Origin of the sequence: Solwaraspora sp. WMMA2101 (assembly GCF_049179175.1) — a bacterium.
In the GTDB taxonomy this organism is placed as follows: Bacteria; Actinomycetota; Actinomycetes; order Mycobacteriales; family Micromonosporaceae; genus Micromonospora_E.
The window spans coordinates 258,242-280,786 of sequence record NZ_JBMHMA010000006.1; the positions used below are offsets into that span (position 1 = coordinate 258,242).

Sequence of the window (22,545 nt, forward strand, 5' to 3'; positions counted from 1 at the left end):
CTCCGCGTTTCGGGGTGCTTACGCCCGCCCCACCCGTCCGGACCCACTACGGCGATGGATGGGTTGCCTTCCGCAGCGAAAAGCCTACTATGGGGCATCGTGCGGCATACGAACGTGACGTGTGTGAATATATGGCGTCACGGACGCTAATGTCCGCTATGCCGTACGAAGCTGCTTCCCTCGTCTCCCTTCGCCCAGTCAGACATGAGAGGCACCACCGTGAGCCAGCCACGCCCCGCTCCCACCGGCCACTCTGGATACAGGTCCCCCCGGCGGTCCCGACGCCGCTCCGTCTGGCTGTGGGTTCTCGCCCCGGTCGTGCTGGCCGTCGGGGTCATCGCCGTCGGTGCGCTGACCCGCGAGGAACAGTTGCAGGCGACCCCGCAGCCGCTGACCAGCGGCACCACCGCACAGCCGACCCCGCCGGCCGACACCGACGGTTGGCAGGCCTGCCAGGACCTGCGCGAGCTCAGCGCGGCCGAACTCGGTCACGACATCAACCGGGCGATCGCTCGGCAGGCACAGACCTCGACCGACGACACCATCGCCGCGCTGGGCAAGGAACTGGAACAGGCCACGGCACAGGCCGCCGACCAGGACCCCATCGAGGGCAACCTGGCGATCTCGGCCGCGCAGGTCAGCCTCCGGCAGGCCTGCGAACGGGTGTTCGGCTAGTCGCGCCAGGCGTCGAACGCGGTCCGGGCCACCTGCTCCACCACCGCGACACCGGCGTCGAAGGTGTCGTGGCGGTCGGACAGGATCGCCACCAGCCAGTCCCGGTCGCCCTCGGCGATCCGCCCGATGCTGTTCACCAGCCACCGGCCGTCGTGCTCGTCGACGGTGACCCAGCCGTTCTTCACCCAGACCCGCGAACCCGCCGACGACGCCCCGGCCGACACCCCCCACCGCTGCTCCGCTACGACGTCACCCATCAACTCCAGCACCAGCTCGCGTTCGGTCGAGCCCAGCGGTCCATCGTCGCCGGCCAGGGCCCGCATCAGCCGGATCTGGTCGGCGGCGGTGGTGGTCGTCGTCCCCCACGACGGCGTCGGCCGGGTCTCGGTCATCCCCAGCGCGGCGTTGGCGCGGTTCAACCCGGACACTCCACCCACCTGGGCGAACATGTCACTGGCCGCCGCGTTGTCGCTGACCGTGATCATCCGGGTGGCGGTCCGCCGCTGCGCGCCGGTGAGCCGACCCTGCTGGAGCAGCAACGCCGCCAGGATGTCCACCTTGACGATGCTCGCCGTCTGGAACCGCAGGCCGTCGCCGATCCGGAACCCGGTCCCCGTACCCTGGTCGACGACCGCGACACTGAGCTGCCCAGGCAGGTCGGCGGCGTACCGGCGGACCTGCTGCGCGGCGCGGACCGCACGCTCCCGTTGCTGAGCGACCGGGTCCGGGCGCGGTGGCGCCGTCGGTGCCGGCGCGTCGCCGAAGCGGGCCGCCACCCGGCTGCCGTTGGCCGAGGCCGGCAACCGGCCCGCCTCGTACCAGCCGTAGCCGGCGGCACCGGCCGCGAGCGTGCCGAGGACGCCCAGACCGAGCAGGGACCGCCGCGACGTCCCGCCGCGCCGCGTGTGCCGACCGCCGGTACGGACTCTTCTGCTCGCCACGTCTGCTCCACCACGTCGCCACCGGTTCCGTTGCCGCCCGGTGGTACGGACCGGACCGCCGGAGCGTTCAATGCCTGGCTGGACCAGATCGGCAGGGAGGGCGCACCAGACGCACGACGCCCAGGCGAGGGGGCATGTCCGGGCGTGGTCGGACCCACCGCTTAAGGTGGCAGCCATCCCTCCGATGACGAACAGGCGGACCGACGATGGCGGACACGGCTGCAGTTGGCGCACTCGGTGCCGGTGACCACGCCTGTCTGACCTTCTCCGACCAGGAGGAGCGGTTGGACCTGGTCGCAGCCTTCGTGCGGGGCGGCCTGCGCGCCGGGCAGAAGGTCGTCTGCTGGACCGACTCGGTGAGCCCGGACGAGCTCACCGGTGAGCTGCACGGCCGTTCGGTACGCCCCGGCTCGGCGTTGCGCCGAGGTCAACTGCGCATCGCCCCGGCCACCGGATCGCTGCTCGGTGACGTACCGGCCGACGCCGCCGGCATGGTCGACGCGCTGGCCCACGAGATGCACGTCGCCACCCGGGAGGGCTACCCCGGCCTGCGGGTCACCGCGGACATGTGCTGGGCGACCCGACCGTTCGCCGCCGCCGAACAGCTGCTCGAGTTCGAGACCCGGGTCGGCGAACTGTTGGCCCACGGCCAGCTCTGTCTGATCTGCCAGTACGACCGGGGCCGGTTCGACGCGGTCACGCTCGCCTTCGCCGCGCGGGCGCACCCCCGGACGGTGGCCGCCCAGGTCTACCTCGAGCATCCACTGCTGCGGATCTGTCGGCAGTACAGCCCGCCCGGGGTGCGGATCGCCGGTGAGCTCGACTACCGGCACAAGGACGTCCTGGAGCTGGCGTTGGCCGAATCCGTGCGCATCGACCGGCGGATGCACCTCAACCTGACCGCCCTCGACTACATCGACGGCGCCTGCGCCGGGATCGTCGTCGCGGCGGCCCGGGCACTGCCCCGGTCCCGGCGGATGACCATCTCCTGTCGTCGGCTGGTCGGCACGGTACTGTCCCTGGTCGGCGCGGATGACGTGGCCCAGCTACGGGTACAGAGACGCCATGAGTAGCCCGGATCCGCAGCCGACGGGCACCGGCGGCCGTCCCGAGGGCGTGGCGGCGACCGACGGCCGCCTCGAGCACCAGTTCGACGGTGACGGGCTGTACGGGCTGCGGGCGACGCTCAGCGCGCACGCCCCCCGGCTGGAGTTGTCCGCCGAGCAGACCGAACACCTGCTGATCGTCGCCGGCGAACTCGCCACCAACGCGATCCGCCACGGCGGTGGGGGCGGCCGGCTGCGGCTGTGGCGCGCGCAGGACAGCCTGTTCTGCCAGGTGAGCGACACCGGTCCGGGGATCGACGACCCGCAGGTGGGCAGCTTGCCGCCGGACCAGGAGCGCACCGGCGGCCGGGGCGTGTGGATCTGCCGGCAGCTGTGCGTCGCCCTGCTGATCGAGCGGGCCGTCCCGGCCCCGGGGGCGGTCGTCACCGCGGTCATCGACCTCAGGGCCGAGGGCTGAGGCCGTACCTGCCCGCCGGATGCACTCAGAAGGCCAGCACCGCGACCACCGCGAGATAGCCGACGAGCAGCAGGGTGCCTTCGAAGCCCAGCCGACCCCAACCCCGCACCTGGCGTACCAGCAGGCCACCGAGGAGCAGCGTCGTCATCAGCATCGCCGAGGTGGTGAGGAACAGTTCGTCGGTGCCCGCCTGGTGGTAGAGCGAACCGTCGCGGTAGAAGAGGTCGCCGACGACCAGGTTGAGCGCGTCGAGGCAGTTGCCGCCCAGGACCGCCGCGACGGCCAGGGTGACCGCGCCCCGGCGGACCGCGGCGATCGCCGTGATGGCCTCCGGCAACGCGTTGATCAGGCCCATCAGCACCCCGCCGACGAAGCCCGCACGCAGCCCGGTCGCGGCCACCAGGCTCTCCCCGGCCAGGGCGATGACCCAACCGCCGGCCGCGACGATCAGGCCGACCGCGACGAAGCGGACCCACAGTGCCGGCAACGGTGGACTGTCGAGCGGTCCGTGGCTCTGCGGCAGGTCCTGGCGGGTGTCGACGGTGTCGACCGCTTGCCAGTACGGCGTAACGTCGGTGGAGTGCACGATCATGACGCCGCCGACGTAACAGCCCACCATCACCACCGAGACCGGGTGGACGCCGGCCACCGTCGCGTCAGGGGTGTAGGTGCCGAGCAGGGCGAGCGCCAGCAGCGCCAGCAGCAGGCAGCCGAAGAGCACGTTGGACAGCGAGGCGCTCGCGTGTTCGAGGTTGACCCGGCGGTAGAACAGGTCGGCGACCGCGACCGCGGTGGTCTGCGCGGCGATGCCGCCGACGGCGTTGCTGTACGCCAGTTGCGGCGCGGCGCCGGCGGCCGTCACCGCGGTCATCACGATGCCCGACAGCGAGGTCGCCAGGCCGAAGAAGATCGCCCCGAACAGCGCCTCGCCCCAGCCGGTGCGGTCGGCGAGTGCGTCGCCGAGGGCCACCAGTCGGACACTGCCCACCACAGTGAGTCCGCCGGCGGCGACGAACGCCACGACCGACCAGGAGATCGGCCAGCTCGCCGCGAGCACCGCGTCAGTCACAGGGAGCATTCTCTACCATGAGCTGCACAAAACCCGGCAGATCACCGTATAGCGCCCCGGCGAGCTCACAGGAGTCGTTCAGAAACCGCTGATATCGTCTGATCCACGTCCATTATGGACGCCTTGCCTCCGGCACCCGATCCCGCACAACGGATACGACATCACCGAACGAGAGGAACGTACGTGGTCTTCAAGAAGATGTTGGGCGCCCTGGGCATCGGCGCCCCCAGCGTCGACACGGTGCTGCCCAACCCCAACATCCGCCCCGGCCTGGTCCTCAGCGGCCAGGTCAACCTGGTCGGCGGCAGCCACGAGACCCAGCTCGACCAGATCACCGTCAGCCTGGTCACCCGGGTGGAGGTGGAGGCCGGCGGCGAGGACCACAACGCGACGGCCGAGTTCCACCGGGTCGCGGTGGGTGGCGGATTCTCCCTACGGGAGGGCCAGCAGGTCTCGTTGCCCTTCCAGTTCGCCGTACCGTGGGAGACCCCGGTGACGGACGTGTACGGCCAGCGGCTGCACGGGATGACCATGGGGCTGCGCACCGAGGTGGCGATCCCGGGCGCGATCGACCGGGGCGACCTCGACGCGGTGCACGTGCACCCGCTACCGGTGCAGGAGCGCATCCTGGAGGCCTTCGCCCGGCTCGGTTTCGGCTTCAAGGGCGCCGATCTGGAGTACGGCCGGCTGCACGGCGTACCGCAGACCCTGCCGTTCTACCAGGAAATCGAGTACTTCGCCGCACCGCAGTACGCCGGCGGCATCCGGGAGGTCGAGCTGACCTTCGTCGCCAGCGAGTACGGCGTGGACGTCGTGTTGGAGTTCGACAAGCGCGGCGGGCTGTTCACCCCGGGCCACGACTCGTACGGCCGTTACCGGGTCAGCCACGCCGACGCCGACACCGTGGACTGGACGGCGCAGGTGGACGGCTGGGTCCGACAGGCACTTTCCCAGCGGCAGTCGTTCCTCGGCGGCGGCGGGTACGGCCAGCCGATGCACGGCGGGTACCCGCCGGCCCATCGGGGCGGGTCCGGCATGGGCGGCATGGTCGCGGGGGCGGTCGGCGGTGCCGCGCTCGGCTTCGCCGGCGGGATGGTCGCCGGCGAGGTGTTCGACAGCTTCGGCGACGACGGCGGCGGCGACGAGGACTTCGGCGAGGAGTGACCGACGTACGGTCGTGGGCGTCCGGGTGCGACGCGGGAGACGCGTCGCACAAATGCGGATGCCCACGACCATGTCGACCTCCGGCGACAATTGTCGCGCGCCTACCCACCTCCACTTCACCCGTACGAACGCCGTTTCTTGCCGTCACGGACGTCGGCGGCAGGCTGCCCGGAGTCGACAGGTGTCAACAAACCGTCCTATTACCAATGTCCCGGCAGTCCACGGCCGCGCATGGGCACCACCACCAATCAGCGCAACCTCCGGCGCCAATTCGTCCATGAGGGACATCAGGTGGCCACCAATGAAGGAATTCACTCTGATCATTCACAGCGGAGGATTGCACAGCCGCCGATGCTGATTTAGCGTGAGGCGAACCGACCGCCGAATACGGCCACCCCGTCCTGAGCGGCGGCACCAGCACGACCGGCGAGGGTGACGACGTTGCGTATCCAGATCCTCGGCCAGGTGCGCGCCTGGCGCGACGGTGAACAGCTGGATCTCGGACCGGCCGCGCAGCGGGCCGTGCTCGGCCTGCTCGCGCTGGCCTGTGGCCAGCCGGTGCGCACCGCCGAGATCTCCGCGGTCGTGTGGCCCGACCGTAGTCCGCCGCCGAGTGCGCGCAACGTCATCCAGACCCACGTCAAGCACCTGCGCCGTCGACTCGAGCCGGACCGTCCCCCGCGTGCGCCCAGCCAGGTGCTGCGACAGGTCGGGGACGGCTACGCCCTGCAGCTGCCGGACTCCGCCGTGGACGCCCTGCGCTTTCGCGACCTGCTGATCGCCGCCACCGGCCGGCAGCGCGCCGGCGACCTGCGCCGCGCCGCCGACGAGCTCGAGGAGGCGCTCGCCCTGTGGCACGGCCCACCGATGGCGGACATCCCGGACCTCACCACCCATCCCAGGGTGGTCGCCCTCGTGGAGGAACGGCACGCCGCGCTCGCCCGCTACGGCGAAGTCATGATCGCTTCGGGGCGGGCCGCCGAGGCGGTACCGGCGCTGGAGGAGGCCGCCGCCGCCCAGCCACTGGACGAGGCGGCCCAGGCCCGGCTCATCCGTGCCTACCAGGCCGCCGGCCAACGTGCCCGCGCCTTCCACACCTATCATCAGGTCAGGCACCGCCTCACCGACGAACTCGGTGTCGATCCCGGACCCGAGTTGTCGGCGGCGCACACCACGCTGCTGCACGACGAAGATCCGAACACTGCCGCCGCGGGGCCGGCCCCGACCGGCGCACAGCGGTCCGACCAACGGGACACCCGTACGGCCCCTGCCGCACCGGCCCAGCTGCCCGCCGACATCCCGGACTTCACCGGCCGGGGCACCGAACTGGCCCGGCTGGACAGTCTGCTCGACGCCACCGACCCGGGCGGTGGCACCGTGCCGGGCGTGACGCTCGTCGCGACCTCGGGGACCGCCGGCGTCGGTAAGACGGCGCTGGCCATCCGCTGGGCGCACCGCGTCCGGCACCGGTTCCCCGACGGCCAGCTCTACGTCGACCTGCAGGGTTACGACGCCGGCCAGCCGGTCTCCCCCGGTCACGCGCTCGCCGGTTTCCTGCGGGCGCTCGGTGTCACCGGGCCCGACCTGCCGCTTGATCTCGACGAACGAGCGGCCTGCTACCGGAGCCTGGTCGACGGCCGCAGACTGCTGGTGGTGCTGGACAACGCCGCCTCCGCCGAGCAGGTCCGGCCGCTGCTACCCGGCTCGCCGTCATGCTTCGTCCTGGTCACCAGCCGGGACTCCCTCGCCGGTCTGGTGGCCCGGCACGGGGCCCGGCGCATCGACCTCGACCCGCTGCCGTTGGACGAGGCCGTCGCCCTGATCCACCGGCTGATCGGTGCCCGGGTGACCGCCGAACACACCGCCGCCGCCGTGCTCGCCGCGCAGTGCGCCAGACTCCCGCTGGCGTTACGGGTGGCGGCGGAGATGGCCGCCACCCGCCCGGGCGCGCCACTGGTGGAACTGGTACGGGAACTGGCCGACCAGCACCGCCGGCTGGACCTGCTCGATGCCGGCGGCGACCTGCGTACCGGCGTGCGGGCCGTCTTCTCCTGGTCCTACCTGCATCTGCCGACGGACGCCGCCCGCGCGTTCCGGCTGCTGGGCCTGCATCCCGGTCCGGGACTGGAGCCGTACGCCGCCGCTGCGGTCATCGGTACGACAGTGGCCGACGCCCGCCGGCTGCTGGACCTGCTCGCCCGCGCCCACCTGCTCGAACGTGGTCCCCAGCACCGGTACGGCATGCACGACCTGCTCCGTGCCTACGCGGTGGACCTCGCCGAGGCGCAGGACGCGCCGGTCGACCGGCACCGGTCGATGACCGCGCTGTTCGACCACTACCTGCACACCGCGGCGACAGCGATGGACCTGCTGTATCCGGCCGAGCGCCACCGCCGACCGGCGGTCACCGGCCCGTTGGCGGCCGCCCGGCCGCTGGCCGACCCGGCGAACGCCCGGTCCTGGCTGGAGCAGGAACGGGCGAACCTGGTCGCCATCATGGCGCACTCCGCCGGGCACGGCTGGCCCGAGCATGCCCGTCGGCTCGTGCTCACCGTCTTCCGCTACCTGGAAGGCGCCGGGCACTACCCGGACGCGGTGACCGCGCACCAGCACGGTCTGCTCGCCGCGGCGGCGATCGGCGACCGCGACTCACAGGCCCACATGATGACGAACATCGCGGTCGTCTACGGCATGCAGGGGCACCGGAAGCTGGTCGTCGACCATCTGCAACGCGCCCTGGTGCTGTACCGGCAGACCGGCGAACGCGCCGGTGAGGCACGGGCGCTGGGCAATCTCGGTGTCTTCCACGGCCAGCAGGGCCAGTACGACCAGGCCCGGGAACACCTGCAGGAGGCGCTCACGCTGCTGCGGGCCACCGGGGAGACCCACGGCGAGGCGATGGCGCTGGGCAACCTCGGCTGGATTCATGTCCTGCAGGGCCGCTACGCCGAGGCCAGCGAACACCTCGACCGGGCCATCGTCCTGTGCCGACGGATCGGCCACCGGGTCGGGATGGCGTTCGCGCTGGACTCCTTCGGCCAACTCCACGCCCGGCTCGGGCGGTTCCGGGACGCCGCCGACCACCACGGTCGGGCATTGCAGATCTACCGTGACACCAGGCAGCCGGTGGGTCAGGCCTCGGCGCTGGTCGGTCTGGCGGACGCGCTGATGGAGGTCGGGGACCCGGCAGCCGCCCGCGAGCACTACCGGCAGGCGTTGTCGATCGCCGCCCAGATCGGTGACCGGACGCAGCAGGCCCGGGCCCACGCCGGGCTGGCCCGGGCCGGGCAGCGGCTGGTCGACACCGACCGGGCGCCGGCAGCCGGGCCGGAACGCACCCCGGACGAGGTGTGGGACCACTGGTGCCACGCGCTGTCGCACTTCAGCGCCATCGGTGCCCCGGAGGCCGAGCAGATCCGCGCGCATCTGGCGGCGGTGGGCCGCCACCGCGACGAGGTCGGCGTCAGCGCGCCGGCACCGGGTCGCTGACCAGCGCACCGACACCCCGCTGTCGACGTCGGTGCAGATACTCGGCGAGCGCCAGTCCGCCGGCACCGACCGCGACGTCGCTGAGCACCGACACCACCCGGCTGGCCAACACGACGGTGCCGGCCAGGGGCAGTGGCATCACCGTGGCCAGTCCCACGACGAGCACCGCCTCCCGCACCCCGATGCCGTCCGGGGCGATCATCACCAGCAGCCCGGTGACCGTCGCCAACCCGAACCCGGCCACACACACGAGGTAGGAACGGCCGGGCGGCGCCCCGGCCACCACGGCCAGCACCCACAGGTGATGTCCGGAGACCCACCAGGACAGCGCCTGCGCGACGATCGCGCGGCGGACGCCACCCGGGGTGGCACCGAACTGCGGCTCCGGCCGCCGCAGCAGCCTCGCGGCGAACCGTACGGTCCGGTCGAGCAACTGCGGGCGGATCAGCAGGACCACCACCGGCAGGGCGGCCAGCAGCAGCCACCACACCCCGCCACCGACGACCGCCGGGCCGGCGGCGATGCCGATGGTCAGCCCGGTGAGCGCCACGATGCTCCAGCTGACCGCGAACACCGACGCCAGCCGGACCGGACCGACGTCGACCTGCCTACCCAGCCGCAGCAGCACCGGCACCGCGACGAACCGGCCCGGCACGAACTTCACCAGGAACCCGACGAAGAAGATCCGCAGTGCGGTCCAGGTGGGCACCTGGGCACCGAGATCGACGAAGACCGCGCGCCAGGACAGCACGCCGAGGGCCAGGCCGAGACAGTTGATCCCGATCGCGGCCGCCACCGCCAGGTAGCCGGTCACCGGATCCAGCGAAGCGGCCAGTTCGACGACCGGGGTCCAGTCCTGGGTACGCAGCACGGTCACCACGCCGACGACGAGCAGCACCACGAAGAGCACCACGAAGGCCCGGTTCAGTAGCCGCCACCAGCGACTCCAGCGGCCCGCCGGGCGCATCCCGCCGACCGCCGGTGGCATCCCGCCGCTCACCGGTCGGCCCGCCGCGAGCTGGCCGGTGCGCGCCATCTGCTCCGCAGCGCCGCAGCAGCGAACCCGGCGGCCATGCCGGCCAACTGGGTGGTGTGCATGACGAAGTGCATGCCGACGAAGTACACCAGGAAGCGGTTGCCCTTGCGTCGCCACACGAAGCGCAGCAGTCCACGGTCGACGACGAGGAAGGCCGCGCCGAACAACGCCGGTAGCACCAGTAGCCACTTGTCGAACAGCGCCAACGGGAGGGTGACCAACGCCGCCGTACAGCAGAACATGGCCACGGCCGCGGCGACGTCGAAGCCGCGCCCCGGTCGGTCCGTACCGTCGGACAGGCCCGACGTGTGCGGTCGGTGCGGCGACCGCCGCCGGGCGCCGACCAGGGTGCCGGCGAGCAGCGCGCCGTAGCTGACGGCGCGCCGGACGTGCTCGGCGAGAAACGGCCCCAGTCGGTCGACGTCGTCGTGGCGGCCGATCACCTGCGCGCTCATCCTGATCTGGTAACGCTGCGGCAGCCGGGTGCCGAACTCGACGTCCTCGGAGTCGCGCAGGCGCTCGTCGAATCCACCGACCGCGTCGAACGCCTCGCGACGGATCGCGGTGAGTGCGAACAGGGTCGAGTCCGCGACGCCCGCGCGCCGACGCCGCCAGTAGTGCTCGAACAGTGTCTTGTACACCTCCACCGGGCCGTCGGCGGCGAACGGCTCGGCGGCGTAGATGCCCTGCACCACACCGCACTCGGGGTGCGCGGCCAGCACCCGCAGCGCGTTGCCGATCGCGTCCGGCGCGAGCGCGATGTCGGAGTCGAGGAAGAAGAGCACCTCACCGGTGGCGAGGGCGGCACCGGCGTTGCGGGCCGCCGAGACGCCCCGGTTGGCAGGCAGGCAGACCAGTTGGCACGGCAGGCCGGCGGCGATCTCCCGGGACCCGTCGGTGCTGGCGTCGTCGACCACGACCACCTCCACCGGCTGGCAGGTCTGCCGGTACACCGACCGTACGCATTCGGCCAACGTCTTGGCCTTGTTGTACGTCGGAATGATCACCGACACCCTCGGCACCCCGGTCACCACGACACCCACATCGTCTGAGGCAGGTGGTCCGACATTCCCCGCGCGTCGCCGAACTCGTACCGGTGCACGGTCAGCGGATCCGAGACCAGTGCCCAGTCCAGCCGCCACGCCGACGGCTGCTCGGTCGGCCACGAGCCCGGGTAGAAGGACCTGCTGGCCGACACCGCGTCACGCAACCCCGAGGGCAGCCGGCGGGTGTCCCCCATCGCCGGCGTCGTGTTGAGGTCACCGGCCAGCAGCACCGGGTACGGGTTGGCCGCCACATCGGCGGCGAGCACCCGCCACTGTGCGAGGCGGCGCTGCCGCTGTTGGCGTACCGTGTCGTGGAACTGCCGGCTGAACACGCTCGGTCCGCCCACCCACAGCGGCACCGGCAGATGCGCGTTGTACGTCGAGAGCACCCGGTCGCCGACCTGCAGGTCGGTCCGGAGCACCTGGTAGTGCCAGAAGTCCACGAAGTCGTCCGGTGCCGGGGGCAGCCCGGCGGCCTCCAACGGCACCTGCTCGACGATCGGGAACCGCGACACGGTGACCAGTTCGCCGACGACCGCGACGTGGTAGCCGGGCAGCTCGCGGGCCAGCCGGTCCAGGTCGTCGATCGGCACGATCGCCCCGTCGACCTCGGCGATGTACTCCTGCAGCAGGTACACGTCGGCCCGCTGATCGCGCAGCAGCCGGTAGAAGTCCGCCGGCTGCTCACCGGAATGCCAGTAGCCGGTGTTCCAGGACACCACCCGTACCGCCTCCGCCGGCACCGGCTGCTCGCCACGCAGCGGACCCGGCAGGTTGATCCCGGACAGCCCGGCCCCGAGGATCAGGGCCGCCGCGCACAACAGCGCCGCGGGCCGCCGGGTCCGCCGGCACCCGGCGGCCGCCGCCGCGAACGTCAACGGTACGGCGACGAACAGCAGCGGCGGGGTCAGCTCGGCCAGCAGCCACCACCACACCCGCCCGCTGAGTGCCCGGTGGGCCAGCACGTACAGCAGCCACACCGCCGAGCCGGTCAGGAACAGCCGGCCCAGCCAGCGCCGCCACCACCGCCCCCAGGGCCCCGGCCCCGGTGCGGCGGCGACGGCCTCCACCGGGGCCGGCGCGATCTGCGGTGACGCGGTCACGCGGTCGCCTCCACCGGAAAGGTGCTGTCGTAGAGCTGCCGGAACGGTCGCGACACCAGCCACTGCAGGGCACCGGCCGCCACCCCGGCGGTGATGGTCACGTTCACCAGGAAGTGCACCGCTACGAAGAACATCAGGAACACCGGGCCGCGCCGGCGGTAGGCCAGCGCATAAAGTTCGCGGTCGGCGGCGACCGACGCGGCGACCAGCGCGGCCGGGACGAGCAGCCACCACGGCCCGAACAGCACCGGCAGCGCCAACGCCGGCAGGGCGGCGGTCGCGATCAGGCTGCCCCAGGCTCGGGCGGCCGTCTCGAAGCCGGTGGCGAACCGGCGAGCCCGCGCGTACAGCGGGATCCGTAGCCGGGCCCGGTGGAACAGCTTGCGCAGCAGCGGCAGCAGCTCGTGGTCGTGGTCGTGCCGGCCGCGGACCCGGGAGGTCAGCCGCAACTGGTGCCGACGGGACAGCCGGTAGCCGTAGTCGACCTCCTCGGTCTGCTTGAGCGCCGGGTTGAACGGACCGATCTCCGCGTAGACGCGACGACGGATCGCGCACATCGCCGGAAACAGGAACGTCACGTTGCCTTCTCCGCTGGCCGACCAGTGGTGGTACTGCAGACCCCGGTAGCGGGCCACCAACGTGTCGTGCAGCAACGGCTCCGGGTCCTCGATCCCGCAGACCGCCCCGACCTGCGGTTCGGCCTCGAGCAGCGCCACCGCCTCGGCGACGGCGTCGGGTGCCATCGCCACGTCGGCATCGACGAAGAACAGGATCTCGCCGGTGGTGTTCGCCACGCCGACGTTGCGGGCCCGGCCGCAGCCGCCGTTGTCCGGCAGGGCGATCACCCGTACGCCGAGGGCCCGCGCGACCGCCACCGAGTCGTCGGTGCTGTGGTCGTCGACCACCAGCACCTCGATCTGCGGATAGGTCTGCGCGGCGATGGCCCGCAGGCACACGTGCAGGGAGGCGGCGTAGTTGTAGCTCGGCACGATCACCGAGACCTTCGGCAGCGTCATGTCACACCGCCTGCGCCGGCTTGTCGTAGAGCCGCCGGAACGCCCGCGAGGTCAGGTAGCTGGCGAAGCCGGTGGCCGCCGCGACCGCCATGACCACGTTGAGGAAGAAGTGCATGGCGACAAAGTAGGCGACGAACAGCGGGTTGCGGCGAGCCGCGACGAACCGGTACATCGGCCAGTCGCAGGTGACGAAGCCGGCGGCGGCGAGTACCGGCAGCACACTCCACCAGGGACCGAACACCAGCGGCGCGACGGCGGTCAGCACCACCAGCAGCGCGGCGACGCTGCTCCAGGCCCGGGGCCCACTGCGCAGCCCGCCGGGGAAGGTCGGATTCTGGGCGTACATCGGAATGTGCAACCTGGTGCGGGTGAAGACCTTGCGGATCATCACCCGCAGTTCGTGGTCGTGGTCGTGGACCCCCCGCACCGCCGGGGTCAGCCAGATCTCGTACCGGCTGGCCAGCCGGAAGCCGTAGTCGGCGTTCTCGGTCTCCCGCAGCCGGGGGTTGAACGGGCCGATCTCGGCGAACACCTCGGCCCGCATCGCCAGCAACGCGGTGTACATGGTGTAGATCCGGCCCTCGTCGGCGATCAGCCAGTAGGACTGCTGCATACAGCGGTACTCCTCGACCAGGCTGTCGCGGATCAGCGGCACCGGGTCGTAGTTGCCGCAGACCGCGCCGATCTGCGGCCGCTCGGTGAGCAGGGCCACCGCGTTGGCCACGGCGTCCGGCTTGGCCGCGACGTCGGAGTCGACGAAGAACAGGATCTCGCCGGTGGCGTGGGCGGCCCCGAGGTTGCGGGCCACCGACGGCCCGCCGTTGGCCGGGGTGCGCACCACCTGGACGCCGTACGACTCGGCCACCGCGACCGAGTCGTCGGTGCTGCAGTCGTCGACGACGATGATCTCCAGGCGAGGGTACGTCTGGGCTCGAAGGGCGGACAGGCACAGCCCGAGCGCCCGGGCGTAGTTGTAGTTCGGCACGATGACCGACACGAGCGGTTCAGACATGGACACACACACCGCTTTCACTGGTCACGAGGTTGCACTGTGGTGGGTTCGGGTGGCGCTGGGGTCAGGACGACGGGTAGTTGACGGCGAACAGGGCCGCGCCAACCACCACCGCCAGCAGGGCGGCGGTGGTCAGGATCAGCCGGTCGCGCAGCAGGGTCCGGACCGGGTCGCCGCCGCCTCGGCGGACCAGCACGGCCTGCAGGTACCGGGAGACCCCGAACAGGGTCAACGGAACGGCCGCCAGCAGCAGGGCGTCGCGGTGTGCGCCGACCGGCGCCTCGGAGTTGAGGTAGAGCAGGAACCCGAGGACCGCCACGGTCGCGTTCACGGTGATCAACTGGTCGGCCAGGCCGAGGTTGTAGCCGCGCAGCGCCGGGCGGTGCGCGGCACCGTCGACGGCGAGTTCCTGCCGACGTTTGCCGAGGATCAGCAGCAGGCAGGTGGCGAAGACCGTGGTCAGCAGCCAGGCGGACACCGGGCCGCCGGTCGCGGCGTAGCCGAGCAGGACGCGCAGCACGAATCCGGCGGCGACGACGCTGATGTCGATCAGCGGTACGTGTTTGAGCCACCGGCTGTACGCCAGGTTCAGCACCAGGTAGCCGGCCAGCGGCCACCAGGCGATGTCGGGTCCGACGACGACGGCCGTGCCGAGCAGCCCGGTCAGCACCGCAGCGATCGTCCAGGCCAACGTCGGCGAGATCCGGCCACTGGCCACCGGGCGGGACCGTTTGCCCGGGTGCCCCCGGTCCAAGTGCCGGTCGGCGACGTCGTTGACGACGTACACCAGCGACGACGCCAGGGTGAACAGCAGCACCGCCCACCCGACCCGGCCCACCGTCGCCGCGGTCCACGCCGGCGCGTCGAGCAGCGCCAGGGGCACCGCCAGCAGGTTCTTCGTCCACTGCTGCGGGCGCAGCAACGTGGTCAGGTCCGTGCCGGCGCGTACCGACCGGGCGATCCAGCCGGGCCGGACGTCGGCCGTCGGGCCGGCGGGGTCGCCCGCCACCGACCCGGGTGCCGGCATCGGCTCGGCTGCCACCTCCACAGCGGTCATCGCGCACCTCCTGTCAGAAGAAGACCTTGGCGGCGGCGAGGACGCCCTGGCGCCACGGATCCCGGCTGGTCCGGCCGCTGGCGGCGGGGCTGACGGCGGTGGCACGCTGCGCCTGCCACCAGCGGAACGTCTCCAGCACCGCGTCCTGGTTGCTGTACCGGGGGGTGAAGCCGAGTCGGTGCCGGGCGCGACCGATGTCGACGTACGAGTCGTCGCGCAGTTTGTGCAGCAGCCGCCCGTACACCGGGGAAAGCCCGGTGCGCTGCAGCAGGCCGAGCGCGGCGCGGGCCGGGCCGGCCGGCAGCGCCACGACCCGTTTGCCGTGCCCGGCCGCGTCGAGCACCGCCTGGAAGTCCTCGCGCAGGGTGCCGAACTCGGCGGCCCCGATGTTGTACGTGTCGTTGGCGACGGCGGCCGGTGCCCGCAGCACGGTGACGACGGCCTCGACCAGGTCGGCGACGTGCAGCATCTGGATCCGCACCCGGCCGTCACCGAGCACCGGGAAGTTGCGCCCTTCCTGGGCCCACTGGAACAGCATCGAGAACAGCCCCATCCGGCCGGGCCCCAGGAACGTCTTGGGCCGCAGCACCGGCAGCACCAGACCGGTGTCGCGGTAGCCGATCGCCAGCCGTTCGGCGTCGGCCTTGGCGGTGCTGTACGGATCCACCGGCGCGTACGGGTGTTCCTCCGGCGTGGGCACCTGGCGGGGCAGTCCGTAGACGGCGGTCGAGGAGATGTAGACCAGTCGGGCGACACCGGCCGTACGGGCGGCGTCGAGCACCGCGCGCGAGCCGTCGACCACGATGGAGCGGATCTGCGCCGCCGGGTAGCTCGGCAGCGCGGCGGCGCAGTGCACGACCGCGTCGACGCAGTCGAAGGCGACCCGCAGCACTGCCGGATCCCGCACGTCACCGACCAGGTGCCGGTACCCGCCGGTCGGACCGCCGGGTGCCGGCTCACGCAGGTCGACCCCGACGACCTCGGCACCGTCGGCGACGAGTCGGGCCACCACCGATGCGCCGAGCATCCCGGCGGCGCCGGTCACCGCGATCACCACAGCGAGCCCACCTTCTGCGCCACGAACCGGGTGAGCAGCCGGGTGAGGCCCTGGCCGAGCACGGTGTCGAGGCTGTCGAGGAAGTACTCGACGTCGTCGTCGGAGACGACCAGTGGCGGGCCGACCACCAACGGGCTGGCCCCGTTGAGGGTGTAGTAGGTGTAGATGTCGTGGTCGCGGTACAGCGCGTTGATCACCGCGCAGGTCACCACCTTGGTCCGCAGCCGGGGGTCGCGGGCCAGTCCGGCCGGGGCGAGCTTCGCCGCCAGGTCCAGTACCTTCGGTCCGCCGTCGATGAACACCCCCCACAGCGCTCCCGCGCCGGTCACGTCGGCTACCGAGTCGGGGTGCTGCTTGGCGATGCGGCGCAGCCCGGCGGCCAGCTGCTGTTCGATGTGTCGTGCCCGCGCCGGATAGTCGTCGTCGATGGCGACGTTGACCGCCTCGATGGCGGTGGCGCATTCCTCACCGAAGCCGTAGTAGGTGGTCGACGTCGAGTGCAGCAACGCGTCCATCGGATTGTCGTATGCCTTGCGGAAGATCGGCTCCCGCGCGACGTACGCCGAGATCGACGACTTGCCGCCACCGAAGGACTTGGAGGTGGTCAGTACGTCCGGCAGCAGACCCGGGTACCGCATGAAATAGAACAGACTGCCGGTCTTGCCCCACCCGGTGTAGATCTCGTCGAAGATGAGCACTATGCGGTGCGCGGTGCACAGTTCCCGCAGCCCGCGCAGGAACTCCTCGCTGCACCAGCGCATCGTCGAGGCACTGAACGGCTCGATCAGGATCGCGTACACGTCGTCAGGATGGGCGGCGACGGCGGCCCGTACCGATTCCAGGTCATCGTACTGAAACGTGACGACCCCGGAAATGCCGGGAAATTTGAAGTGGTTCTGCGCGCCGCCAGTCAAACTACCCGAACCGAGCAGTTTTCCGTGGAAACTGATGTCGGCGCGCAGGATCGTATGGCGTCGCCCCCCGTGGTACTTGTAGGCGAGCTTGACCGCGCCTTCGACCGCCTCCGCCCCGGAGTTCGGCAGGAACGACATGTTCAGGTCGCCGGGAAGCACCTCGGCCAGGTTGTGCGCCAGGCCGGCGACGTACGGCGAGAAGTAGGTCTTGTGCACCTCCATGCGGCGTCGCTCGGCGAATCGGCGCCGCACGGCCGTCACCCGGGGGTGGTTGTGTCCGTGGTTGAGCACGCCGACGCCGCCGGTGAAGTCGAGGATGCGCCGGCCGTCGCGCAGGTAAAGGTAGGCGCCCTCGGCGTGGTCGACCAGCTCGCGGCCGAAGCCGAAGGACGTCATCAGCCCGACCTGGCTGCGGTTGACGTACTGACGGTAGAGGTCGTGCACTCGCTTGACCGGAAGCTCGTCGCAGTCATCGACGCTGAACAGAGCCACCACGCATCGGCCCTTTCTCCAGAGCAGGTGGAATTCTCCTGAAACCGGTGTCGGCGTCGGGCGTCCACCAGGAGTCGGCATGGATTTTTCCGGACCGCACTGAATGGCGACTGGAGCGCCACTGAATTGATGCTGGATCACGGTTGGACGACCACAGGGACCAATTGACCAGGGACGCTGCCACGGATAGCCTTTCGCCCAGTCACGACGGCGGGGTGAACCTCCCCGGTCCCCGCACTCCGACAAGGTGGTGTCCGTGCCTACGCACGTATCGGTCGTCATTCCTGCCTACAACAACGAACGCACCCTGCACGCCTGCCTGTCCGCGGTGTACGCCCAGACGCATCCGCCGACCGAGGTGATCGTGGTCGACGACGCGAGTACCGACCGCACCCGGGAGATCGCCCGCCAGTTCCCGGTACGGCTGTTGCACACACCGGTCAACAGCGGCCCGGCCGCCGCCCGCAACCGGGGCATCCGGGCCAGCACCGGCGCGGTGATCCTGTTCGTGGACGCCGACTGCGCCCCGACCCCCACCGCGCTCACCACCGCGCTGGACATCCTCGCTCGGACACCGGGTATCGACTGCGTACACGGGATCTACCTGACCGAGCCGCTGTACGACGACGGCCCGGTCGAGGCGTACCGCCTGCTGCACGCGCACTACTGGCGGCTACGCAGCGTCGGCCGGGTCCGGACCGCGATCTTCGCACTCTGCGCGGTGCGCCGCGACGTCTTCGACGACGTCGGACTCTTCGACGAACGGTTGCGGGCCTCCGAGGACGTCGAACTCAGCGACCGGATGGCCGACCGGCACGGCATCTGGCTGTCCGCCGAGATGACCTGCCACCACGACGACGACAGCCGGCTGGGATCACTGCTGCGCAAGCAGTTCGGCCGCTCGCAACTGCTGGTGCCGGTGGCGGTGCGCGAACGCGGGCCGGCCGGGCTGCGCGCCAACCGACCGGCCGGGGTGCTGGCCACCGCCGCGATGCTGGCCACCCTGCCCCTGGCGGCGCTGACCCCGACGCTGCTGGTGCTGCCGGGCGCGGCGCTGGTCTGGTTCGCCGCCGCCGACCCCGGCCTGGTCCGGTTCGTCCGGCGCCAGCGCGGCACTGCGTTCGTCGGCTTCTTCCTCGCCCTGCACCTGCTGGTGCATCTGGCGATCGTCGGCGGCGCCGCGGTCGGCGGCGTACGGTTCCTGCTCGACCGCGACTTCGGCCCGAGCCGGCAGCTGCGCCCGAGGCCGGGCCGGTGACCGGGCCGACCCCGCCGGCCGGCGGGCGGGGACGCGACGAGGAACGCCCCGGCGGGAGCCCACTGATCGGAGGTCGGTCCACCGACGGACGCCTGGCGCGGGCGCGGGGGCGGGCCTGGGAGGCGATGTTCCTCGGGGTACGGACCTACCACCGGCTACGCATCCGCCCGGCGCACCCCGGGCCGACCTGGCCGGTGTTCCGGATCGACGCCGACACGGTCGCGCTCACCGTCGACGACGGTCCCGATCCCCGCTGGACCCCGGCGCTGCTCGACCTGCTGGCCCGCTACGACGTGCCGGCGACGTTCTTCCTGATCGGTGAGCGGGCCACCGCGTATCCGGAGCTGGCCCGGCGGATCGCGGCCGCCGGGCACCGGATCGGCAACCACTCGTTGCGGCATCCGATGCCGTTCGCGGCGCTGCCGACGGCCGCGCTGCGCGCCGAGATCACCCAGGCGCAGCAGCGGATCCTCGACGCTACCGGGGTACGGGCCGAACTGTTCCGCGCCCCCAGCGGCGGCTGGTCCACCGAGGTGCTCGCGGCGACCGCCGACGCCGGGCTGGTCCCGGTCGACTGGAGCGTCAACTCCAGCGACTGGAAGGAACCCGGCGTCGACCGCATCACCCGGACCCTGTCCCGGGCCCGCCCCGGGCACATCCTGCTCTGCCACGACGGCGGCGGCGACCGGTCGCAGACCGTGGCCGCGCTCGACACCGTACTGCCCCGGCTGCTGCGACGCGGACTGCGGTTCGCGCCGGTGCCCGGCCGACCCACCACCACCGACCAGGAGGCATGAGATGGCACACCCGATCTTCCGACTGGCCGGACGGCTGCTGAACTGGCCGTTGACCGTGCTGGTCCGCCCGTACCCCCGGCTCAACGCCATCGCCTGGGACCTGCAGTACGCCCTCGGGCTGTGGCGCTACCTCGACCGGGGCCGCGACCCGGTGCCGTTGGCGCTCGCCCAGCGGGTCACCGACCGGCCCCGGATCCTGGACCTGGGCTGCGGTACGACGGTCAATCTGGCGCTGCCGGCCGACGGGTACCGGCACTACCACGGGGTGGACATCAGTCGTACGGCGATCCGCCGGGCCAGGTCGCTGCGTCGGCCGAACACCTCGTTCGAGGTCGCCGACCTGGTCACCTACCAGAGCACCGCCAGGTACGACGCGATCCTGCTGCGCGAGGTGATGTACTACCTCACCCCGCAGGAGGCGATCGCCGTGCTGCGCCGCGCGGCCGGGATGCTCGACCCGGGCGGCCGGGTCCTGATCTGGCTGTACGACGGCACCGCAGCGGTGGCGGCGGTGCTGCCCCGGCTGCGGGAGTGCGGGTTGACGGTCCACGCCGAACTGCCCGACGGCGACACCGGTGACGGTGTCGTGCTGGTGCTGGGTGCCGACGACCCGGCGCACAGCAGGCAGCCGTGACCGCACCGGTGGCCGGTACGACGCCGGACCGGCCGTTGGTCAGGACCTGGCTGTACGCCGTGGCGATCGCGACCGGCCTGGCTGGCGCGGCGGCGGTGGTGCACCAGGTCACCGGACGGTTCTGGGGCGACCTCGGTGCCTACCGGGCCGGAGCGGTGGCCGCCGCCACCGGTGACGGCAACCTGTACCAGGCCAGCCACCTCACCCCCGACGGCATCGCCCTGGGTTTCACCTATCCACCCTTCGCCGCGCTGCTGATGCAGCCGCTGGCGGTGCTGAGCATGCCGGTCGCCGTCGCCACCTGGACCGTGGTCAGCGTCGTGGCGCTGGTCGCGGTGATCGGCCTGGTGCTGCACCAGGTCGGTACGCCGGACCGGCACCGGCCGGCCACGACGATCGGCGCGCTGGTCGCCGCGCTGCCGGTCTTCGCGGTCGCCGGGCACCTGCAGGTCGGGCAGGTCGGGCTGATCCTGATGTGGCTGGTGCTGGCGGATCTGGTCGGCGGCCGGCACCGCCGGTGGCACGGGCTCGGTGTGGGCATCGCCGCCGGGATCAAGCTCACCCCGTTGGTCTTCATCGGGCTGCTGGTGCTGACCGGCCGGTGGCGGGCCGCGGCCACCGCGCTCGGCGGCTTCGCCGCGACCGTCGCGGTCGGGTTCGCCTGGCGCCCGGCCGACTCGGCGTGGTTCTTCTCCGGCGGTCTGCTGGACACCGACCGGGTCACCGGTGACCCCCGTACCGTGCTCAACCAGTCGCTGGCCGGTGCGGTGACCCGGGTGGCGGACGACCCGACGCCGGGGTTCGTCTGGTGGGTGCTGGCCGCCGTGGCCGCCGTGGCCGGATTGGCAGTCGCCGTCGGTCAGCACCGCCGGGGCGACGTGCTGACCGCCGTCCTGGTCTGCGCCGCGACCGGCCTGCTGGTCTCCCCGGTCTCCTGGCACCACCACTGGGTGTGGTGGGTGCCGGCGCTGCTGCTGCTCGGCGGGCACGCCTGGCGGCACCGGCACCGGACGGCGACGGCCACCACCGTCGGCGTCTGGGTCGTGCTGGTCGCCAGCACCAGCTGGGTGCTGGCCGCCCCGGGCGGCTGGGACCTGCACTTCACCGGCCTCGGGCTGGTCTACAGCAACCTCTACGTACTGCTGGGCGTGGCCGGGATCGGCGTCGCCGGCTGGCGGCTGCGCCAGCCGACGGGGCCGCCTCGACCGGCGACCGTCGATACCCTGTCGGGCAGTCAACCGTGATCCGCGAAGGGACACGACCGTGCACATCTGACCATTCGGCACCACCGGGATGCAGGTCAGCGCGATCGGCCTCGGGGCCTGGCAGCTGGGCCGCTCGACACACTGGCCGGACGGCCCCGACGAGGCCGAGGCGGTGCGGATCGTGCACGCTGCGCTCGATGCCGGGGTCACCTTCATCGACACCGCACCGGGTTATGCCGACGGGGCCAGCGAGCTCAACATCGGCCGGGCGCTGACCGGCCGACGCCGCGACGAGGCGATCATCTGCACCAAGGTCGGCTACCTGCCCGACGGCAGCGAGAACTGGTCGGACAGCGAGATCGAGGCCTCGGTGGCCCGCAGCGCCCACCGGATGAACGTCGACCACGTCGACATCGTGGTGCTGCACAACCCACCGCCGGAGATCCTCGACGGCAGCCGATCCGACCACTACGACGTCCTGCAACGGCTGCAGGACAAGGGCCACATCCGGGCGTACGGGGCGTCGGTCGACTGGAGCGCGGACCTGGACATGGCCGCGGACACCAGCGCCTCCACCGCGTTCGAGGTCCGGCTGTCCGCGCTCTACCAGGAGCCGTGGCCGGCGGTGGGCCGGGCCCGCGACCGGGGCGCCGGCATCATCGTCAAGGTGCCGTTGGAGTCCGGCTGGCTGTCCGGGCGGTACACCGCCGACAGCGTGTTCACCGACGTACGGGACCGCTGGTCACGCGCGGACGTGGCGGTGCGGGCCGGCCTGGTACGGGAGTTCGCGGCGCTGCTGCCCGCCGGGGTGAGTCTGCTCTCCGGTGCGCTGCGGTTCCTGCTCAGCTACGACGCGGTGTCGACGGTCATCCCCGGCACCAAGTCGGTGGCACAACTGCACAGCAGCGTCGCCGCCGCCGCCGACGGGCCGCTGCCAGCCGAGGTGGTCGGGGCCATCCGCGCCTGGTACGACCAGCGGCTGGCCGCCGCGCCGCTGGACTGGTGAAGCGCCGGTGGGTGCGCCCCGGCCACGGCGTGGTCCGTCAGGGCGCACCC

General features: G+C 71.9%; 19 protein-coding genes and 2 pseudogenes. 11 read left to right on the forward strand and 10 right to left on the reverse strand.

Annotated elements, in window-relative coordinates:
- Positions 1–318: 318 nt before the first annotated feature.
- Positions 319–675, forward strand: a complete 357-nt coding sequence (locus ACN28F_RS01705) for a hypothetical protein (protein ID WP_421356889.1) — start codon at positions 319–321, stop codon at positions 673–675.
- Here the strand turns inward: ACN28F_RS01705 and ACN28F_RS01710 are convergent.
- Positions 672–1,616 (reverse strand): serine hydrolase, encoded by a 945-nt coding sequence (locus ACN28F_RS01710; protein ID WP_289206391.1) that lies wholly within the window; start codon positions 1,614–1,616, stop codon positions 672–674. The genes ACN28F_RS01705 and ACN28F_RS01710 overlap by 4 nt on opposite strands.
- A gap of 206 nt (positions 1,617–1,822) precedes the next feature.
- Between ACN28F_RS01710 and ACN28F_RS01715 the strand changes: the two genes are divergently transcribed.
- Positions 1,823–2,689, forward strand: a complete 867-nt coding sequence (locus tag ACN28F_RS01715) for an MEDS domain-containing protein (protein WP_289206392.1) — start codon at positions 1,823–1,825, stop codon at positions 2,687–2,689.
- Positions 2,682–3,140, forward strand: coding sequence for an ATP-binding protein (locus ACN28F_RS01720; protein WP_289206393.1), 459 nt, complete (start codon positions 2,682–2,684; stop codon positions 3,138–3,140). Before ACN28F_RS01715 ends, ACN28F_RS01720 begins: the two co-directional genes overlap by 8 nt.
- 25 nt (positions 3,141–3,165) lie before the next feature.
- Here ACN28F_RS01720 and ACN28F_RS01725 read toward each other — a convergent pair whose 3' ends face one another.
- Positions 3,166–4,209, reverse strand: a complete 1,044-nt coding sequence (locus ACN28F_RS01725) for a sodium:calcium antiporter (protein ID WP_421356890.1) — start codon at positions 4,207–4,209, stop codon at positions 3,166–3,168.
- Between the two features lie 183 nt (positions 4,210–4,392).
- On the opposite strand from ACN28F_RS01725, the gene ACN28F_RS01730 reads away from it, so the two are divergent.
- From ACN28F_RS01730 to ACN28F_RS01740, 3 genes and pseudogenes are all read left to right on the forward strand, one after another.
- Complete coding sequence (locus ACN28F_RS01730; protein ID WP_289206395.1) at positions 4,393–5,373, forward strand: sporulation protein; 981 nt, start codon at positions 4,393–4,395, stop codon at positions 5,371–5,373.
- Between the two features lie 441 nt (positions 5,374–5,814).
- A pseudogene (locus tag ACN28F_RS01735) lies at positions 5,815–7,680 on the forward strand (BTAD domain-containing putative transcriptional regulator); the annotation flags it as partial.
- A gap of 480 nt (positions 7,681–8,160) precedes the next feature.
- Positions 8,161–8,862, forward strand: a pseudogene (locus ACN28F_RS01740) (tetratricopeptide repeat protein); the annotation flags it as partial.
- Here the strand turns inward: ACN28F_RS01740 and ACN28F_RS01745 are convergent.
- The 8 genes from ACN28F_RS01745 to ACN28F_RS01780 all read right to left on the reverse strand — a co-directional run bounded on the left by ACN28F_RS01745 (position 8,837) and on the right by ACN28F_RS01780 (position 17,499).
- Complete coding sequence (locus ACN28F_RS01745) at positions 8,837–9,898, reverse strand: lysylphosphatidylglycerol synthase domain-containing protein (protein ID WP_289206397.1); 1,062 nt, start codon at positions 9,896–9,898, stop codon at positions 8,837–8,839. The pseudogene ACN28F_RS01740 and the gene ACN28F_RS01745 overlap by 26 nt on opposite strands.
- Complete coding sequence (locus ACN28F_RS01750) at positions 9,859–10,911, reverse strand: glycosyltransferase (RefSeq protein ID WP_289206398.1); 1,053 nt, start codon at positions 10,909–10,911, stop codon at positions 9,859–9,861. The genes ACN28F_RS01745 and ACN28F_RS01750 overlap by 40 nt, the downstream gene beginning before the upstream one ends.
- Before the next feature lie 14 nt (positions 10,912–10,925).
- Positions 10,926–12,047 carry an endonuclease/exonuclease/phosphatase family protein gene (locus ACN28F_RS01755; RefSeq protein WP_289206399.1) on the reverse strand — a complete coding sequence of 374 codons (1,122 nt, stop codon included), beginning with the start codon at positions 12,045–12,047 and terminating at the stop codon, positions 10,926–10,928.
- Entirely contained in the window at positions 12,044–13,063 is a 1,020-nt protein-coding gene (locus tag ACN28F_RS01760) for a glycosyltransferase family 2 protein (protein WP_421356891.1), read from the reverse strand. Before ACN28F_RS01760 ends, ACN28F_RS01755 begins: the two co-directional genes overlap by 4 nt.
- Position 13,064: 1 nt before the next feature.
- Entirely contained in the window at positions 13,065–14,075 is a 1,011-nt protein-coding gene (locus tag ACN28F_RS01765; protein WP_289206401.1) for a glycosyltransferase family 2 protein, read from the reverse strand.
- A 64-nt stretch (positions 14,076–14,139) separates the two neighbouring features.
- Complete coding sequence (locus ACN28F_RS01770; protein ID WP_289206402.1) at positions 14,140–15,132, reverse strand: UbiA prenyltransferase family protein; 993 nt, start codon at positions 15,130–15,132, stop codon at positions 14,140–14,142.
- A gap of 13 nt (positions 15,133–15,145) precedes the next feature.
- Complete coding sequence (locus ACN28F_RS01775) at positions 15,146–16,189, reverse strand: NAD-dependent epimerase/dehydratase family protein (RefSeq protein ID WP_289206403.1); 1,044 nt, start codon at positions 16,187–16,189, stop codon at positions 15,146–15,148.
- The gene (locus tag ACN28F_RS01780) at positions 16,183–17,499 is read right to left on the reverse strand and encodes an aspartate aminotransferase family protein (RefSeq protein ID WP_421361217.1); all 1,317 of its coding nucleotides are present in this window, start codon (positions 17,497–17,499) and stop codon (positions 16,183–16,185) included. The genes ACN28F_RS01775 and ACN28F_RS01780 overlap by 7 nt, the downstream gene beginning before the upstream one ends.
- Before the next feature lie 343 nt (positions 17,500–17,842).
- Here ACN28F_RS01780 and ACN28F_RS01785 point away from each other — a divergent pair, with 343 nt between their 5' ends.
- Genes ACN28F_RS01785 through ACN28F_RS01805 form a run of 5 tightly spaced genes read left to right on the forward strand, consistent with a single transcriptional unit; the run spans position 17,843 to position 22,495 of the window.
- Positions 17,843–18,853 carry a glycosyltransferase family 2 protein gene (locus ACN28F_RS01785; RefSeq protein WP_353850455.1) on the forward strand — a complete coding sequence of 337 codons (1,011 nt, stop codon included), beginning with the start codon at positions 17,843–17,845 and terminating at the stop codon, positions 18,851–18,853.
- Positions 18,850–19,650 (forward strand): polysaccharide deacetylase family protein, encoded by an 801-nt coding sequence (locus tag ACN28F_RS01790; protein ID WP_421356892.1) that lies wholly within the window; start codon positions 18,850–18,852, stop codon positions 19,648–19,650. The genes ACN28F_RS01785 and ACN28F_RS01790 overlap by 4 nt, the downstream gene beginning before the upstream one ends.
- Position 19,651: 1 nt before the next feature.
- Positions 19,652–20,284, forward strand: a complete 633-nt coding sequence (locus ACN28F_RS01795; protein ID WP_289206406.1) for a class I SAM-dependent methyltransferase — start codon at positions 19,652–19,654, stop codon at positions 20,282–20,284.
- Positions 20,281–21,528 carry a glycosyltransferase 87 family protein gene (locus tag ACN28F_RS01800; protein WP_421356893.1) on the forward strand — a complete coding sequence of 416 codons (1,248 nt, stop codon included), beginning with the start codon at positions 20,281–20,283 and terminating at the stop codon, positions 21,526–21,528. The genes ACN28F_RS01795 and ACN28F_RS01800 overlap by 4 nt, the downstream gene beginning before the upstream one ends.
- 49 nt (positions 21,529–21,577) lie before the next feature.
- Positions 21,578–22,495 carry an aldo/keto reductase gene (locus ACN28F_RS01805; protein ID WP_421356894.1) on the forward strand — a complete coding sequence of 306 codons (918 nt, stop codon included), beginning with the start codon at positions 21,578–21,580 and terminating at the stop codon, positions 22,493–22,495.
- The last annotated feature ends 50 nt before the right edge of the window (positions 22,496–22,545 follow it).

Coding starts and splice junctions, on each gene's coding strand:
- ACN28F_RS01715 (WP_289206392.1), top strand. CDS start 1,823: ATGGCGGACACGGCTGCAGTTGGCGCACTCGGTGCCGGTGACCACGCC.
- ACN28F_RS01720 (WP_289206393.1), top strand. CDS start 2,682: ATGAGTAGCCCGGATCCGCAGCCGACGGGCACCGGCGGCCGTCCCGAG.
- ACN28F_RS01745 (WP_289206397.1), bottom strand. CDS start 9,898: ATGGCGCGCACCGGCCAGCTCGCGGCGGGCCGACCGGTGAGCGGCGGG.
- ACN28F_RS01760 (WP_421356891.1), bottom strand. CDS start 13,063: ATGACGCTGCCGAAGGTCTCGGTGATCGTGCCGAGCTACAACTACGCC.
- ACN28F_RS01765 (WP_289206401.1), bottom strand. CDS start 14,075: ATGTCTGAACCGCTCGTGTCGGTCATCGTGCCGAACTACAACTACGCC.
- ACN28F_RS01770 (WP_289206402.1), bottom strand. CDS start 15,132: ATGACCGCTGTGGAGGTGGCAGCCGAGCCGATGCCGGCACCCGGGTCG.
- ACN28F_RS01780 (WP_421361217.1), bottom strand. CDS start 17,499: ATGACGTCCTTCGGCTTCGGCCGCGAGCTGGTCGACCACGCCGAGGGC.
- ACN28F_RS01795 (WP_289206406.1), top strand. CDS start 19,652: ATGGCACACCCGATCTTCCGACTGGCCGGACGGCTGCTGAACTGGCCG.
- ACN28F_RS01805 (WP_421356894.1), top strand. CDS start 21,578: ATGCAGGTCAGCGCGATCGGCCTCGGGGCCTGGCAGCTGGGCCGCTCG.